General features: G+C 71.7%; 14 protein-coding genes and 1 pseudogene. 8 read left to right on the top strand and 7 right to left on the bottom strand.

The genetic code is table 11. The features are described 5' to 3' along the window. Position 1 precedes the first annotated feature (1 nt). Both ACFFXY_RS12700 and dprA read left to right on the top strand, forming a co-directional pair. Positions 2–1,558 (top strand): annotated as a pseudogene (locus ACFFXY_RS12700) (YifB family Mg chelatase-like AAA ATPase); the annotation flags it as partial. Between the two features lie 16 nt (positions 1,559–1,574). Continuing rightward, entirely contained in the window at positions 1,575–2,738 is a 1,164-nt protein-coding gene (gene dprA / locus ACFFXY_RS12705) for a DNA-processing protein DprA (protein WP_382350728.1), read from the top strand. 224 nt (positions 2,739–2,962) lie between these two features. Here the strand turns inward: dprA and ACFFXY_RS12710 are convergent, their stop codons facing one another. Then, a complete protein-coding gene (locus ACFFXY_RS12710; RefSeq protein ID WP_382350731.1) occupies positions 2,963–4,192 on the bottom strand; it encodes a hypothetical protein in 1,230 nt (409 codons plus the stop codon). A gap of 81 nt (positions 4,193–4,273) precedes the next feature. Then, positions 4,274–5,305, bottom strand: coding sequence for an SIS domain-containing protein (locus ACFFXY_RS12715; protein WP_382351994.1), 1,032 nt, complete (start codon positions 5,303–5,305; stop codon positions 4,274–4,276). 310 nt (positions 5,306–5,615) lie between these two features. Between ACFFXY_RS12715 and ACFFXY_RS12720 the strand changes: the two genes are divergently transcribed. Then, positions 5,616–5,690, top strand: coding sequence for a 50S ribosomal protein bL37 (locus ACFFXY_RS12720; protein WP_374209694.1), 75 nt, complete (start codon positions 5,616–5,618; stop codon positions 5,688–5,690). 81 nt (positions 5,691–5,771) lie between these two features. Then, complete coding sequence (locus ACFFXY_RS12725) at positions 5,772–6,353, top strand: TetR/AcrR family transcriptional regulator (RefSeq protein WP_382350734.1); 582 nt, start codon at positions 5,772–5,774, stop codon at positions 6,351–6,353. Between the two features lie 18 nt (positions 6,354–6,371). On the opposite strand, the gene rsrA is transcribed toward ACFFXY_RS12725, so the two are convergent. From rsrA to ACFFXY_RS12745, 4 genes are all read right to left on the bottom strand, one after another. Further along, entirely contained in the window at positions 6,372–6,668 is a 297-nt protein-coding gene (gene rsrA / locus ACFFXY_RS12730; RefSeq protein ID WP_360050223.1) for a mycothiol system anti-sigma-R factor, read from the bottom strand. Next, the gene (locus tag ACFFXY_RS12735; RefSeq protein ID WP_382350737.1) at positions 6,665–7,444 is read right to left on the bottom strand and encodes a sigma-70 family RNA polymerase sigma factor; all 780 of its coding nucleotides are present in this window, start codon (positions 7,442–7,444) and stop codon (positions 6,665–6,667) included. Before ACFFXY_RS12735 ends, rsrA begins: the two co-directional genes overlap by 4 nt. A gap of 407 nt (positions 7,445–7,851) precedes the next feature. Further along, entirely contained in the window at positions 7,852–8,205 is a 354-nt protein-coding gene (locus tag ACFFXY_RS12740) for a WhiB family transcriptional regulator (RefSeq protein ID WP_382350740.1), read from the bottom strand. A gap of 147 nt (positions 8,206–8,352) precedes the next feature. Beyond that, the gene (locus ACFFXY_RS12745) at positions 8,353–9,060 is read right to left on the bottom strand and encodes an SOS response-associated peptidase (protein ID WP_382350743.1); all 708 of its coding nucleotides are present in this window, start codon (positions 9,058–9,060) and stop codon (positions 8,353–8,355) included. Between the two features lie 122 nt (positions 9,061–9,182). On the opposite strand from ACFFXY_RS12745, the gene aroA reads away from it, so the two are divergent. The 3 genes from aroA to hisN are packed head-to-tail and all read left to right on the top strand — an operon-like array spanning position 9,183 to position 12,347. Continuing rightward, the gene (gene aroA, locus ACFFXY_RS12750; RefSeq protein ID WP_382350746.1) at positions 9,183–10,487 is read left to right on the top strand and encodes a 3-phosphoshikimate 1-carboxyvinyltransferase; all 1,305 of its coding nucleotides are present in this window, start codon (positions 9,183–9,185) and stop codon (positions 10,485–10,487) included. 3 nt (positions 10,488–10,490) lie between these two features. Continuing rightward, positions 10,491–11,516: a ribosome small subunit-dependent GTPase A gene (gene rsgA, locus ACFFXY_RS12755; protein WP_382350749.1), complete on the top strand. Its 1,026-nt coding sequence runs from the start codon at positions 10,491–10,493 to the stop codon at positions 11,514–11,516. Between the two features lie 30 nt (positions 11,517–11,546). Further along, the gene (hisN, locus tag ACFFXY_RS12760; protein WP_382350752.1) at positions 11,547–12,347 is read left to right on the top strand and encodes a histidinol-phosphatase; all 801 of its coding nucleotides are present in this window, start codon (positions 11,547–11,549) and stop codon (positions 12,345–12,347) included. A 54-nt stretch (positions 12,348–12,401) separates the two neighbouring features. On the opposite strand, the gene ACFFXY_RS12765 is transcribed toward hisN, so the two are convergent. Beyond that, on the bottom strand, positions 12,402–13,370 hold the full coding sequence (locus tag ACFFXY_RS12765) for an acetylxylan esterase (RefSeq protein WP_382350755.1): 969 nt from the start codon (positions 13,368–13,370) through the stop codon (positions 12,402–12,404). A 166-nt stretch (positions 13,371–13,536) separates the two neighbouring features. On the opposite strand from ACFFXY_RS12765, the gene ACFFXY_RS12770 reads away from it, so the two are divergent. Continuing rightward, positions 13,537–14,490: a pectate lyase family protein gene (locus tag ACFFXY_RS12770; RefSeq protein ID WP_382350758.1), complete on the top strand. Its 954-nt coding sequence runs from the start codon at positions 13,537–13,539 to the stop codon at positions 14,488–14,490. Positions 14,491–14,500 lie beyond the last annotated feature (10 nt).

Consider the following 14,500-nt stretch of genomic DNA (forward strand, 5'->3'; position numbering starts at 1 on the left):
CGCAGAGGAGAACGCCGTGGGTTACGCCCGAACCAACACCGTCTGCACCATCGGCGCCGCATCGGTCACCGTCACCGTCGAGGCCTCGGTCTTCAAGTCCTCCTCCAAGGGAGCCGACACGGTCCGCATGTCCGGCCTCCCCGACAGCGTCGTCAACCAGGCCCAGACCCGCGTCCGCTCCGCCATGGCGAACTCCGCGCTCCGCTTCCCCGACAAGTCGATCAGCGTCAACTTCGCACCGGCCTCGGTCCCCACCACCGGCTCCGCCGCCGACCTGGCCCTGGCCGTCACCATCATGTGCGCCGACGACCTCCTGCCCGTCGAACGCCTCGCCGACACCGTCCTCCTGGCCGAACTCGGCCTCGACGGCAGCCTCCGTCCCGTTCCCGGCACGCTCCCCGCGCTCATGGAGGCCCGCCGCAGCGGACTGCGCACCGCGATCGTCGCCCCCGCGAACGCCGCCGAAGCCTCCATCGTCGCGGACCTGACGATCCTCGCCCCGCCCGACCTCGCCACGCTCGTCGCCTGGATCTTCGGCCAGACCCCCCTCGACCCGGTCCCCCGCCCGCCCGAGCCCGCACCGCCCCGCCTCCCCGACCTCGCCGACGTCCGCGGCCAGCCACTCGCCAGGCGCGCCCTGGAGATCGCCGCCGCCGGAGGCCACCACATGTTCCTCGTGGGTCCGCCCGGAGCAGGAAAGACGATGCTCGCCGAACGCCTCCCGTCGATCCTGCCGCCGCTCACCGACACCGAAGCGGTCGAGGTGACCTCGCTCCACTCGCTCCGCGGCCGGTTCACCGGCGGCCCCGCCGCACTCATCCGCCACGCCCCCTTCGAGGCCCCGCATCACTCGATCACCATGCAGGCCCTGGTCGGCGGCGGCACCGGCGTGATCGGACCGGGCTCGCTCGCACTGGCCCACCGCGGCGTCCTCTTCATCGACGAGGCCCCCGAATGGCCCCGCTCGGTCCTCGACTCGCTCCGTCAACCGCTGGAGAGCGGGGCGGTCCACATCCGGAGGGCGAACACCGCGATCCGCTACCCGGCCAAGGTCACCCTCGTGCTGGCGGCGAACCCGTGCGCGTGCGCGCCGAACAAGCCGGTCGACTGCACCTGCCCGCCGCTGAAGCGCCGCGGCTACTTGGCGCGCATCTCCAGGCCGCTCCTCGACCGGATCGACCTCCGGGTGCACCTGCCGCCGGTCCCGCCCTCGGCGATCCTGACCGAGATCACGGAGGCGGAGCCGTCGGGCTCGGTGGCGAAGCGGGTCCTGCGGGCCCGCGAGGCGGCGGCCGCCCGCTGGTCGGAGGCGGGCGAGTCGTGGGGCCTGAACAGCGAGGTCCCGGGCCCGATCCTCCGCTCCGCGCAGTGGCGGCTCCCGGCCCCGGTCCGCGGATACGCGGACGACCTGCTCATGAAGGAGCGGATCACGGCCCGCGGCTACGACCGAATTCTCAAGCTGGCGTGGACGATCGCGGACCTGCGCGAACACGACAGCCCGACCGCCGACGACGTGGCCGAGGCGAGCGAACTGCGCCTGGGCTATCCCATCCGCTGACCGACGAGGAGGAACAGTGACCAACCTGCCGAACGACGACCGCCGGGCGCTGATGATGCTGTCCGAGCTCATCGAGCCCGGAGACGGCGAGCTCGACGACCTCCTGGCCGAGGTCGGCCCGATCGAGGCGGTGAAGCGCATCTGGGAGGGCGACGTCCCCGAACGCCTCCACCGGCTCACCAGCGCCTCGGTCTCCTGCACCCCGGACCCGGCCGCCCGCGCCGACCAGATCGCCGCCGCCACGGAGGCCGCCGGGGCCCGGGTCCTGATCCCGGGCGAACCGGGCTGGCCGGAGCAGCTCCGCGACCTCCAGACGGTCTGCGACGCCGACGAGCCGCACGTGCGGCCGCCGCGCTGCCTGTGGGTCAAAGGCCCGCACGACCTCGCGGAGCTCTGCGCCCGCTCGGTGGCGATCGTCGGGTCGAGGGCCGCGAGCGAGTACGGCCAGCATCTCGCCGACGACCTGGCCGCGGACCTGACCGCCTCCGGCTGGACGATCGTCTCCGGCGGGGCCCTGGGCATCGACCGGGCGGCCCACCTCGGCTCCCTCGCCCGGGGCGGGGCCACAGTAGCGGTGCTCGCCTGCGGCCTGGAGATGCCGTACCCGAAGGCGAACCACTCGATGTTCAACATGATCGCCGAGCAGGGCATGCTCCTCTCCGAGTGGCCGCCGGGCTCCACCGCGATGAAGCACCGCTTCCTGACCCGCAACCGGGTGATCGCCGCGCTGACGGCGGGCACCGTGGTGGTGGAGGCGGCCGACCGCTCGGGGGCGAGGAACACGGCGCGCTACGCGGCCGAGCTCGGCCGGGTCCTGATGTTCACCCCGGGCCCGGTGACCTCGTCCCAGTCGATCGGCGTCCACCGCCTCGCCCGGGAGCCGTGGGAGGCCCGCCTCGTCACCTGCGCCGAGGAGGTCATCGAGGACGTCACCGGCATCGGCGGCCCGCTCGCCAGCGCCCCGCCGCCGCAGCGCCGCCCGCTCGACCGCCTCACGGAGATCGAGGCCCGCCTGGTGGAGTCCCTCCCCCGCGGCTACGTCGTGGACACCGCCCGCCTCGCCGCAGCGGCCGGCCTCCCGACCGATCTCGCCTCCGAGACCCTCCACCGCCTCCAGCGCATGCGCTGGGTCGACCGAATAGACGACCGCTGGCGCCTCGCCAGGAACCCGCGCCCCTGACCCGCCGACAGCTTGCGACAGAAAGGAGTCCGCCATCACCCGAATCCGAGCCCCGCCCCGAGGGCCGCGTCAGGTCCCCGGCCGCGGTCCGGAGGGCCCCTGACGGTCGCGGCCCGACCGAACGCGCAAAAGCGCGGTTGGCAACCAGCGCAGTGCACTGCGTCCGAAAACGATGGGTGGGAGGGGTGGGGGCGGGGGGAGGGGCCCCCAAAGATGTTTCGCGTTTAGGGGATCGGCGGGGACGGGGGGACGGGGTATTCGGTGAGGATCGTGCGGGGGTCTTCGAGTTCGGCGAGGGGGGCCCAGCATTCGTAGACGCCGCGTTCGACGCAGGTGGCGTCGGCGGCCATGATCGCCTCGATGTCGGGTTGGCTCAGGCGCAGGCGGACCCAGTCCTCGTTGCGGCCGAGGGCGAGGACCTCGGTGTCGCGCCAGCGGGCGCGGGTGTGGAAGCGGCGCGGGGCGGTGATCGGGCTGCGGCTGGCGGCGCCGCGGGCGTAGGCGTGGAAGCCGTGGCCGGGGTCGGCGGTGATGGGGACGCGCTCGCCTTCGTGCTCGCCGGTGAGTCCGGCGTGGACGGAGGGGTTGACGCGGAAGAGGGTGCGGCCGGTCTCCAGGCCGGGGATGCGGTTGACGAGGTCGCGGTGGCGGGCGCCGGCGACGCGGTTCCACACGTTGGTCTGGGGCTGGTACTGGAACAGCGCGATCTCGGCGCCGTCGGGCGTGTACGCGAGGATCTCGGCGCGGGCGCTCAGCGGCAGGTCGGCGAGCCCGGCGGTGGCGTATTCGGGGATGAGGTGGGTGCCGCTGGGGAGGAAGCCGGTGCCGAGGACCATCGAGCCGCGCCGCTCGCGGCCGGGGATGCCGACGAGGCCGGGGAAGTTGACGAGTTCGCTGCTGGTGTAGTCGTCGGGGCCGATGGCGCGCCAGCGCAGGCCGAAGGCGATGTCGCGGACGTCGTCGGGGTCGCCGGAGAGGACGATGCGGTCGCCGGGGAAGCGGAGGTGGGCGACGTCGAACTCGCGGAAGCACAGGCCGCTGACGAGGGGCGCCGAGGTGAGCTGGCGGGAGACCTGGTGGCGGCTGAGGGGTTTGACCATGCGGGTGCCGGGGGTGATGAAGGCGGTGGCGCGCGTGGCGGAGACGAGGGCGCGTTCGGCGGGGCCGATGCGGGGGTTCTGGCTGTACTGGTGCACTGTGGACGCGGTGATCCCGGGCATGACCGGGATCGCCAGCGGTGCGACGCCGGCGAGGAGCATCTCCCCGCCGGAGCTGGTCACTTCGGAGGCGTGGACGAACCGGTGGAAGGTGGCCCCGGCGGGTTGGAACCCGGGTTCCGAAGTGTCCGAATAGATCTCGAATGCGGCGCCTCCGGCGGCCGCACGGGCCCGGTATCGCCTGTCATGCCAGACGATCTCGGTGATGCCGGTCTGCGCGGCAGGTGGGGCCTGCATGACGCTGAGTGTACGGAGGCGGGTGAACGTCTCGGTGAACCGAAGGTGAACAGCAGTTTGTGCACGCCTTCGGAGCTGGGATCACACCGTCTCCGTGACCTTTTTGAGACCCCTTGGGGCGTCGGGGTTCTCGCCCCGTTCAATTGCGAGGTGGAGCGCGAGGCGTTGCAGCGGAAGGATGTCGAGGAGGGACGCGATGCGCTCGTCCACGGCGGGGGTGGCGAGGCGGGCGGTCTGGCCGGGGACGTCGGCGGCGCCGACGATGACGACGTCGGCGCGCTGCTTCTCCAGGCGGGTGAGGACGTTCCACATGGCGTGGCCGCCGGGGCCGGAGCCGACGACGGCGAGGACGGGGACGCCGGGGTCGGCCATGGCGAGGGGGCCGTGGAGGAGGTCGGCGCCGGAGAAGGCGAGGGAGGGGAGGTAGGAGGTCTCCATGAGTTTGAGGGCGGTCTCGCGGGCGGTGGGGTAGGCGTAGCCGCGGCCGGTGGTGACGAAGCGGGAGGCGAAGCGGTAGCGGCCGGCGAGTTCGGCGGCGCCGGGGTCGTCGAGGACGCTCTGGGCGAGCTCGGGGAGCTTGTCGAGGGCGGCGGCCTCGGCGGCGTCGAGGCGGCCGGTGCCGGTGCGGATGCCTTCGATGAGGAGCAGGAGGGTGAGGAGTTCGGCGGTGTAGGTCTTGGTGGCGGCGACGGCGCGCTCGTGGCCGGCGCGGACGTCGAGGTGGAGTTCGGCCTCGTTGGCGAGGCGGGAGCCGGGGTTGTTGGTGACGGCGAGGGTGAGGGCGCCTCCGGCGCGGGCGGCGGCGACGACCTGGGCGAGGTCGGGGGAGCCGCCGGACTGGGAGACGGCGATGACGAGGCTGTCGGACCAGTCGGGGCGGGCGTCGTAGACGGTGACGACGGAGGGGCTGGCGAGGCTCGCGGGGAGGCCGAGGCGGATCTCGGTGAGGTAGGCGGCGTACAGGGCGGCGTGGTCGGAGGTGCCGCGGGCGGTGAACACGATCGAGCGCGGGCGCCGCTGGGCGATGAGGGCGGCGATGCGGGCGATCTCGGCGGCGCCGTGGTCGAGCACGTCGGCGTAGACGCCGGGCTGCTCGGCGATGTCGGCGGCCATGCCGACGCCGGGCTGCTCGTCGCCGGTGGGGTCGAGGGCGCCGGCCTGGGGCTGGTTCACGGGTCGCTCCTTGTCGGGTGTGTACCGCCTGGGTACCGCAGTAAATATTAAACAAACCTTCAAAATGAAGCCTAGTCCACGCGCGCCAGGGTCGTCCACCGCCGCCGGGGCTTCCCGCGGACCGGGCGGGAGCCCTTCGCACACCCCCCAAGGGTCCGTCGATTTCACCCCGTCGTCAACGCCCTCCGGACGGTCGCGCAGGTACCGGTAAGGTTGACCCACTGAATTCCCGACCACCGAGGAGGAAGCCATGGCGAAAGCAGCTCGCAAGCGCAAGTCGCGTAAGAAGAAGGCCGCGAACCACGGGAAGCGGCCGAACAGCTAGCGCTTGGCGGGGCAGGCGGCCGTGGCCGCGACTGCCCCGCGATGGCACTGGCCGAACCGGACAAGAACGAGACTTGCCCACATGACCGAGTCGCCGCGCGAACCGCGCGAGCAGAACCAGCCGAGCACCCGCGAGCGCATCCAGCAGACCGCGATCGCGCTCTTCAGCGAGCACGGCTACGAGCACACCTCTCTCAGGGAGATCGCCGAGCACCTCGGCGTCACCAAGGCCGCGCTGTACTACCACTTCAAGACGAAGGAAGACATCGCGGCGAGCTTCTTCGAGTCCTACGCGAACGACCTGGACGGCATCTGCGACTGGGGCGACACCCAGCCGAGGGTCCTGGGCACCCGCACCGAGCTGCTGCGCCGCTACGCGGAGGTCATCCGCGCGCACGTGCCGGTGCTGCGGTTCATGCAGAACAACCAGGCCGCGCTCACCCGCCTCGACCGCATGTCGGTGTTCCGGCTGCGCCAGCGCCGCCTCCACGGGCTGCTCGTCGACGGGGACGCGCCGCTGATCCACCGCATGCGCGCGTGGGACGCGATCACGACCCTCTACAGCAACTGGATCACGTACCCGCGGGTCGACGACTCGGAGGACGAGATCAGGGAGGCGTCGCTCCAGATCTCGATCGGGATGGTCGAGGCGAACGCCGCCTGAGCGGGGTGCGCCGGGCGGTCAGCGATCGCGCTCGGCGACCTCGCTGAACAGCTCGCTGACCTGCTCGATGGCGTGGAGCTTCTGGCGGAGGCGCTCCTTGACGTCGTCGGGGGCGACCTCCTTGGAGCAGCAGCGGTGCACGATGGCGCGCACCTCCTGCTCGATGCCGTACTCCGAGAGGCACGGCGAGCACTCTTCGAGGTGGTCCTTGATGACGCCGCGGCGCACGTCGGAGCATTCCTCGTCGAGGTAGAGGTAGACCTCTTCGAGCACCTCGCGACAGTCGAGGTGGGGCTTGTCCGCTTCGCTGGTCACGACTGGCCCTCCTGTGCGGGCGAGAGGCCGCGGTCGGCGGCGTAGGAGCTCAGCAGCTGGCGGAGCTGGCGCCGTCCGCGGTGGAGGCGGGACATGACGGTGCCGATGGGCGTGCCCATGATGTCGGCGATCTCCTTGTAGGAGAAGCCCTCGACGTCGGCGAGGTAGACGGTGAGGCGGAAGTCCTCGCCGAGGCGCTGGAGGGCGTCCTTGACGTCGGAGTCGGGCAGGTGGTCGAGGGCCTCGGTCTCGGCGGAGCGCAGGCCGGAGGCCGAGTGGGACTCGGCGTCGGCGAGCTGCCAGTCGGTGATCTCGTCGGTGGGCGAGGTGAGCGGCTGGCGCTTCTTCTTGCGGTACGAGTTGATGTACGTGTTGGTGAGGATCCGGTACAGCCACGCCTTGAGGTTGGTGCCCTCGCGGAACTGGTGGAACTTCGAGTAGGCCTTGAGGAAGGTCTCCTGGACGAGGTCCTCGGCGTCGGCCGGGTTGCGCGTCATGCGCAGGGCGGCGCCGTAGAGCTGGTCGATCAGGGGCATCGCGTCGCGTTCGAAACGCGCGCGCCGCTCCTGGGCGGTCTCGCTTCCTGCCTCGGTCACCGTCTCCCTCTCGTCGGCCTCAGAAGCCGAGCCTACGGCAGGGCCCTGGGCGGGGACGGCGGAAATACCTGCGGCGGTGACGCCGCCGACGGGATCGGACCCGTAGGCGGGGGACCATTCGGGTCCGCTCAGGAGAGCGGCCAGGCGCTCGTCTTCGCGGCCGCGGACGGTGGTGGTCATATGCGATGCGCTCCTTACAGCGAGGTCGGAGACTCACCGGGCTCAACAGCGGCGGGGGCGGGTTCATTCCGCCGGGAGCGGAATGCGGGAGTCGGATCGGCCACACTGCGGGAGCTGGGGCGCCGGGGCGGGGCGAAGCGGGGGAAGTGTTGAGGAACCATCCGAAATGATTACTTTGTGGATTGAATCGGTAACTTTCGGTGCGCGCGGTCGTTAACGACAGTGGGTCCGGAAGGGCCTTGATCGCCGCGGCGCGAGCCGGGGTGTGAACTCCCAGTACCTGCCCCGGGCCGGCGGACCAGACACCGCCGCCGGTCCGGGGAGGTTTCTCCCCCTTGCCCGGAGCAGCGAAATGGCCGCGACGGTCGCCCTGGGGCGGGGCGGTCGCGGCCGTTCGGGCCGGGGCGCTAGGCGCCGACGGCCAGGGGGTTGATGTCCTTCCAGACCTCGATCATGGCGCGGCGCTCGCGGGGCGCGGTGGCCCCCCAGACGCCGTGGCGGTCGCGGGCTTCGAGGGCGCGCACCAGGCAGGGCGTGCGGACCGGGCAGGACGCGCACATGGCCAGGGCCTCGTCGATGGGCTCGCGGGGCTCGGGGTACATGACGTCGGGCTCGGCCTCGGCGCAGTTGCCTCGGCGGAGCCAGTCGTCGCCGCTCATCCGGTACGAGCCCCCGAGGGACTCGTTGCGGTATTCGGCGGCGTCGAGCAGCCGGGGGTCCTTCCGGGCGCGGGCTACTTCCTCGGGGCGGATTCGCCGCATTGCTGCCTCCCTATTTCACTTGCCGCCGCAGCCCTTCCGGGCGTCTACGCCGAGACGCGGGGAAGCGTTCCCTTCAGCCGGCGACGGCTTGTACACGAAAGACCGACGAGTTGTGGTACAGATACCAATGCACTACTGTGATTGACTTCACAATCCAGGAAGTGTGGACGGCCCCTCCTCGCCGTCGGCCGGGCGGATCAGTTCCGGCCCGTCGTTCGAGGCGCGGCCGACGCCGCGGCCGACCTTCCGGATCTCCAGGTCCCCGGGCAGGGACGGGAGCGGACCCGCGAGGAGCTCCCCCTCGTCGGCGTCCTCCTCCCCCAGCCAGGCGGTGAACCGCTCGGGCGGGAGGACGTAGGGCATGCGGTCGTGGATGGTCTCCATCGCCTCGCCCATGGCCGGGCACGTGAGCACCGTGAAGGTCAGCAGGGTCAGGTCTCCGTCCTTCCAGGTGTCCCAGAGCCCGGCGAAGACCACGCCGCCGGGGCGGGTGAAGAAGTAGGGCTGCTTGCCGCCGCCGGGGAGCTTGCGCCACTCGTACCAGCCGTCGGCCGGGACGAGCGCGCGCCGCGTCGCGAACGGCCGCTTGTACGCGCGCGAGGACGCCACGGTCTCGATGCGCGCGTTGAACATCCGCGCCCCGATCGCCGGGTCCGAGGCCCACGGCGGGACCAGGCCCCACCGGGCCAGCTCCACCACCCGCTCCTCGCGGGACTTCGAGCGGCGGACCACCGGCGCCTGCACCGTGGGCGCGATGTTGAAGCTCGGGGTCCACGCGCCCGCGATGAGGTCCTCGGCGTCGAAGAGCGCCGCCATGCTGGGGCTCGACTTGCTGTTCGCGTACCTTCCGCACATGCCCGTACCGTAACCCCCGCCCCCGACAATCCGGCTCCTCCATTTCTGCCGGGACCGCGGGACGCCACCCCCGGCCCGGCGACCACCCGGTTCCCGCACACCGGACCACTAGACTGGCGGGCGTGAACGCAACCGCCGCCCCCGAGAAGCGCCGCTGGGAGGCCCCGTACGCGGAGGCCGAGCTCGACGCGGTCGTCCGCGTGCCCGGCTCGAAGTCGATGACGGCCCGCGCCCTCGTCCTCTCCGCGCTCGCCGCCGGACCCAGCACCATCGAGCGCCCTCTCATCGCCCGCGACACGCTCCTCATGGTCGAGGGCCTGCGGGCGATCGGCGTCGGCGTCGACACCGCCGACGACGACGCGTGGACCGTCGCACCCGGCCGGTTCAAGGGCGGCACCTCCGTGGACTGCGGGCTCGCAGGGACCGTCATGCGGTTCCTGCCGCCGGTCGCCGCGCTTGCCGACGGGCCCGTGGCCTTCGACGGCGACCCGCACGCGCGCAAGCGCCCCAACGACGGCGTCATCAAGGCCCTGCGCGACCTCGGCGTCGGCATCGAGGACGGCGGGCGCCTCGCCCTGCCGTTCACCGTCGAGGCCACCGGGAGCGTCCGCGGCGGCGCCCTCGAAGTGGACGCCGCCAAGACCTCGCAGCTCGTGTCCGCGCTGCTCATGGCCGCGCCGCGGTTCACCGAGGGGCTCGACCTGCGCCACACCGGCGACCGGCCCGTGCCCAGCCGCCCCTACCTCGACATGGTCGTCCACATGCTCCGCCAGGCCGGGGCCGACGTCGACGACTCCGAGCCGAACCGCTGGCGGGTCGCCCCCGGCGAGCTCCAGGGCCGCACCTGGACCATCGAGCCCGACCTCCAGAACGCCGCCCCGTTCCTCATCGCCGCCGCCACGGCGGGCGGCACCGTCACCGTCGAGGGCTGGCCCACCGAGACCACCCAGGCCGGGGACGCCGTCCGCGACCTCCTCGCGCAGCTCGGCGCCCGCGTCGAGTGGAGCCGCGGGGGCCTGACCGCCGTCGGCTCCGGCGAGCCGATCCCCGGCGAACTCGACCTCGCCGACGCCGCCGAACTCACCCCCGCGCTCGCCGCGCTCTTCGGCGTCAGCCAGGGCCCCTTCACGATCCGCGGCGTCGCCCACATCCGCGGCCACGAGACCGACCGCGTCTCGGCCCTGGTCACCGAGCTGCGCAAGATCGGCGCCGACGTCGACGAGTACGACGACGGCTTCCGCGTCAACTCCGGCGGCCGCGGCCCCGGCGGCACCTGGAGCACCTACGCCGACCACCGCATGGCCCATGCCGGGGCCGTCGCCGGACTCGTCGTCCCCGGACTCGTCCTCGACGACGTCGCCTGCACCTCCAAGACCTGGCCGGACTTCGCCGAGGTCTGGGAGCAGGCCGTGCGCGGGAAGGAATAGCCGTTGCCGAAGCCGGACTGGGACGTCGACCCCGACGACGATGACGAGGAGTGGGACGAGGACGACGTCAAGGTGCGCGCCTCCCGGCGCTCCCGCCCCCGCACCAAGATCCGGCCCAAGCACGCGAACGCCAAGGAAGGCTTCGTGACCGCCGTCGACCGCGGCCGCTACACCTGCCGCGTCGGCGAGACCACCGTGACCGCAATGAAGGCCCGCGAACTCGGCAAGCAGTCCATCGTGGTCGGCGACCGCGCGGGCCTCGTCGGCGACCTCACCGGCAGCCCCGGGACCCTCGCGCGCATCGTGCGGATCGAGGAGCGCCACGGCGAGCTGCGGCGCTCCGCCGACGACGAGAACGCCACCGAGCGCGTCGTCGTCGCCAACGTCGACCGCCTCGTCGTCGTCGCCTCCACCGTCGACCCGCCGCTGCGGTACGGGTTCGTGGACCGGTGCCTCGTCGCCGCCTACGACGCCGGCGTCGCGCCCATCCTGTGCCTCACCAAGAACGACCTCGCCCCCACCATGGTCGAAGAGGTGCGGGCCTACTACTCGCAGCTCGACCTCACCATCGTCGCCACCGAGCCCGACAGCCCCCTCGACGAACTCGTGGACCTCCTGCGCGACAAGGAGAACGTGTTCTTCGGGCACTCCGGCGTCGGCAAGTCCACCCTCGTCAACCGGCTCGTCCCCGGCGCCGGGCGCGCCGTCAGCGAGGTCCGGTCCATCGGCAAGGGCTCCCACACCTCCACCAGCACCGTCTCCTTCGAGCTGCCCGGCGGCGGCTGGGTCATCGACACCCCCGGCGTCCGCTCCTTCGGCCTCGCCCACGTCACCGCCGACTCGATCCTCAAGGCGTTCCCCGAACTCGCCGAGGTCGCCCGCGACTGCCCCCGCGGCTGCACCCACACCCCCGAGATCGGCGACTGCGCCCTCGACGCCGAGATCGGACCCGACGACCCGCGCGCCGGACGACTCGCCTCCTTCCGCCGCGTCCTCGCCTCGCTCCACGAAGCGGACTCGAAGAACTGAACACGGGGGCCGGGTCAGTAGGATGAGCCCATGCCCTCTTCCAGCTACAACGACGATCTCGGCCTCGCGCATCTGCTCGCGGACTCCGCGGCCCAGATCGGCACGAGCCGGTTCCGCTCCACGGACCTGCGCGTCTCGTCGAAACCGGACATGACCGAGGTCACCGACGCCGACACCACCATCGAAGAGGTGCTGCGCTCCACGCTCGGACGCGCCCGCCCCCGCGACGGCATCTACGGCGAGGAGTACGGCGACAACCCGGGCGCCTCCGGCCGCAAATGGGTCATCGACCCCATCGACGCCACCCGCAACTACGTGCGCGGCGTCCCCATCTGGGCCACGCTCATCGCCCTGTTCGACCGCGGCGAGCCCGTCGTCGGCGTCGTCTCCGCCCCCGCCCTCAACCGCCGCTGGTGGGCCATGAAGGGCGCCGGGGCCTTCGCCGGACGCGACCAGCGCGCCGGGAAGCGCATCAGCGTCTCCAAGGTCGGCAAGCTCGCCGACGCCTCCGTCAGCATCTCCTCGATCACCGGCTGGGCCAAGGTCGACCGCCAGGGCGCCATGCTCGGCCTCCTCCACGAGGCCTGGCGCGAACGCGGCTTCGGCGACTTCTACTCCTACTGCCTCCTCGCCGAGGGCGCCGTGGACATCGCCGCCGAACCCGAAGTGGCCCTGTGGGACCTGGCCCCGCTCGCCCTCATCGTCGAAGAGGCCGGCGGGACCTTCACCGACCTGCGCGGACGCCCCGGCCCCGACGGCGGGTCCGCGCTCGCCACCAACGGGCTCCTCCACGACGAGGCGCTGGAGCGGCTCAAGATCCGCGAGGCGTAGCGAAAGGGCGGGACCCGCAGGTCCCGCCCTTCCCCGTCTTCCGCCGCGGTCCGGCTAGCGGCGCTCGGCGAGGAACTTCAGGTGCTCGCCGCGCTGGTGGACGCCGCCGCCCTCGTGCTTGTTCCAGGGCCACACGGTGATCCGCTTCTCCCCCTGCCAGCGGTTGTACGCCGCGAAGACCGTGGACGGCGGGCAGACGTCGTCCATCAGGCCCACCGAGTACAGCGCGGGCGCGGTGCCGCGGGCCGCGAAGTGCAGGCCGTCGAAGTAGTTGAGCGTGGCGAAGACCCGGTCCTCGCGCAGGCGCTGGCCCGAGAGGAACTCGACGATCTCCTGGTACGGGAACGCGTCGGTGATCGTCACGGCCCGCTGGAAGTGCGTCAGGAACGGCACGTCGACGATCGCGCCCGCGAGGTCGGAGCGCAGGCCGCCCACGGCCTGGGTGATGCCGCCGCCCTGACTGCCGCCCGCGACCACGATCCGGTCGGGGTCGATCCCGTCGAGGCCCTTCGCGACGTCCACCGCGCGGTACGCGTCGGTGAAGACCCGCCGGTAGTAGTAGTGCTCGGGCGATTCGAGGCCCTGCGTCATCCACCCCTTGTTCGTGGGGCCGGTGGTGCCGTAGGGGTCGGCGGTGTCGCCGGGCTGCCAGTTGCCGTAGCCCTGGCCGCGGGTGTCCATGACGAAGTGCGCCCAGCCCGCCGCCGGGAACACGGTGTGCGCCCACGGGTAGGAGCGGCCGCCGGAGTAGCCGATGTACTCCACGACGCACGGGAGCGGGCCCTCGGCGCCCTTGGGCTTGACCAGCCACGCCTTGATCGGGTGGCCGCCCCACCCGGCGAACTCGACGTCGAGGACGTCGAGGCCGGGGAGACCGGCGTCGTACGGTTCGAGCCGCACGTCGAGGCCGAACCCGCCGGCCTCGCTGAGGGTCGTCTTCCAGAACTCGTCGAAGTCGGCCGGTTCGGGCACGTCGGGGCGGTACTCGCGGAGCTGTTCCAAGGGGAGGTCGAAAAGAGCCATGGGGAGTTTGTAGCACGACCCAACATTCCCGCCTACAGCAACCGGTTGCCGAACCGGGAGATCTGGGACGGACCCCTTGCAAACGCTGTCCGTTCCGGCTTACCGTGAGAAATAGACGCATATCGATATGTTGCGTCTCCCTCACCAACGAAAGGATGGTTCGTCAATGTCGACGATCGTCTCCCTCACGGCCAGACGGGTCCTCGGACTCGTCGCGGCGCTGGCGCTCGCCGCGCTCTCGGTCACCGCCTTCGACCCGGCACCCGCGTTCGCCCAGACCGGCCTCACCGGCTGGGCCACGCAGAACGGCGGCACCACCGGCGGCGCGGGCGGGCCCACCACCACGGTGTCCACCGCCTCGGCGTTCACCTCCGCGGTCGCCTCCAGCAGCGCCAAGATCGTCCGCGTCAGCGGCACGATCGCCCTGTCCGGCATGGTGAACGTCGGTTCCAACACCACCATCATCGGGAACTCGGGCGCCACCTTCACCGGCGGCGGCCTCAACTTCGACTCCGACCGCAACGTGATCGTGTTCAACATGCGGTTCAACAACTGGTCCGACGACGCGATCAACGTCCAGGACTCGTCAACGAACCTGTGGTTCGACAACAACACCTTCGGCACCGGCTACGACGGCGCGCTCGACATCAAGCGCGGCTCCGACTTCATCACCGTGTCGTGGAACCGGTTCAACGGCACCGACAAGACGATGCTGCTGGGCCACTCCGACTCCAACGGCGGCCAGGACATCGGCCACCTGCGGGTCACCTACCACCACAACTGGTTCAACGGCACGAACCAGCGCACCCCGCGCGTGCGGTTCGGCGAGACCGTCCACGTCTACAACAACTACTACTCGAACATCGGCTCGTACTGCGTCGCCACCACCGAGAACGCCGGCGTCCTGTTCGAGGGGAACTACCTGGAGAACGCCGACGACGCCGTCCACATCGGCGAGGGCTCCTCGGACCCGGGCCGGATCGTCTCCAGGAACAACTACCTGGTGAACACCTCGACGCCCGCGTCGAGCGGCTCGGTCGGCGGCGTCCCGTACGGGTACTCCCTGACCACGCCCTCGCAGGTGAAGTCCGTGGTCACCGCGTCCGCGGGCGCAGCGTGACCCTATGAGA

The sequence above is a fragment of the Glycomyces mayteni genome, assembly GCF_042428885.1.
GTDB classification, from domain to species: domain Bacteria; phylum Actinomycetota; class Actinomycetes; order Mycobacteriales; family Micromonosporaceae; genus Glycomyces; species Glycomyces mayteni.

What these genes read in the sequence shown, in the direction of transcription:
- ACFFXY_RS12710 (WP_382350731.1), bottom strand. Translation starts at nt 4,192, where the DNA reads ATGCAGGCCCCACCTGCCGCGCAGACCGGCATCACCGAGATCGTCTGG.
- ACFFXY_RS12715 (WP_382351994.1), bottom strand. Translation starts at nt 5,305, where the DNA reads ATGGCCGCCGACATCGCCGAGCAGCCCGGCGTCTACGCCGACGTGCTC.
- ACFFXY_RS12725 (WP_382350734.1), top strand. Translation starts at nt 5,772, where the DNA reads ATGACCGAGTCGCCGCGCGAACCGCGCGAGCAGAACCAGCCGAGCACC.
- ACFFXY_RS12735 (WP_382350737.1), bottom strand. Translation starts at nt 7,444, where the DNA reads ATGACCACCACCGTCCGCGGCCGCGAAGACGAGCGCCTGGCCGCTCTC.
- ACFFXY_RS12740 (WP_382350740.1), bottom strand. Translation starts at nt 8,205, where the DNA reads ATGCGGCGAATCCGCCCCGAGGAAGTAGCCCGCGCCCGGAAGGACCCC.
- ACFFXY_RS12745 (WP_382350743.1), bottom strand. Translation starts at nt 9,060, where the DNA reads ATGTGCGGAAGGTACGCGAACAGCAAGTCGAGCCCCAGCATGGCGGCG.
- hisN (WP_382350752.1), top strand. Translation starts at nt 11,547, where the DNA reads ATGCCCTCTTCCAGCTACAACGACGATCTCGGCCTCGCGCATCTGCTC.
- ACFFXY_RS12765 (WP_382350755.1), bottom strand. Translation starts at nt 13,370, where the DNA reads ATGGCTCTTTTCGACCTCCCCTTGGAACAGCTCCGCGAGTACCGCCCC.
- ACFFXY_RS12770 (WP_382350758.1), top strand. Translation starts at nt 13,537, where the DNA reads ATGTCGACGATCGTCTCCCTCACGGCCAGACGGGTCCTCGGACTCGTC.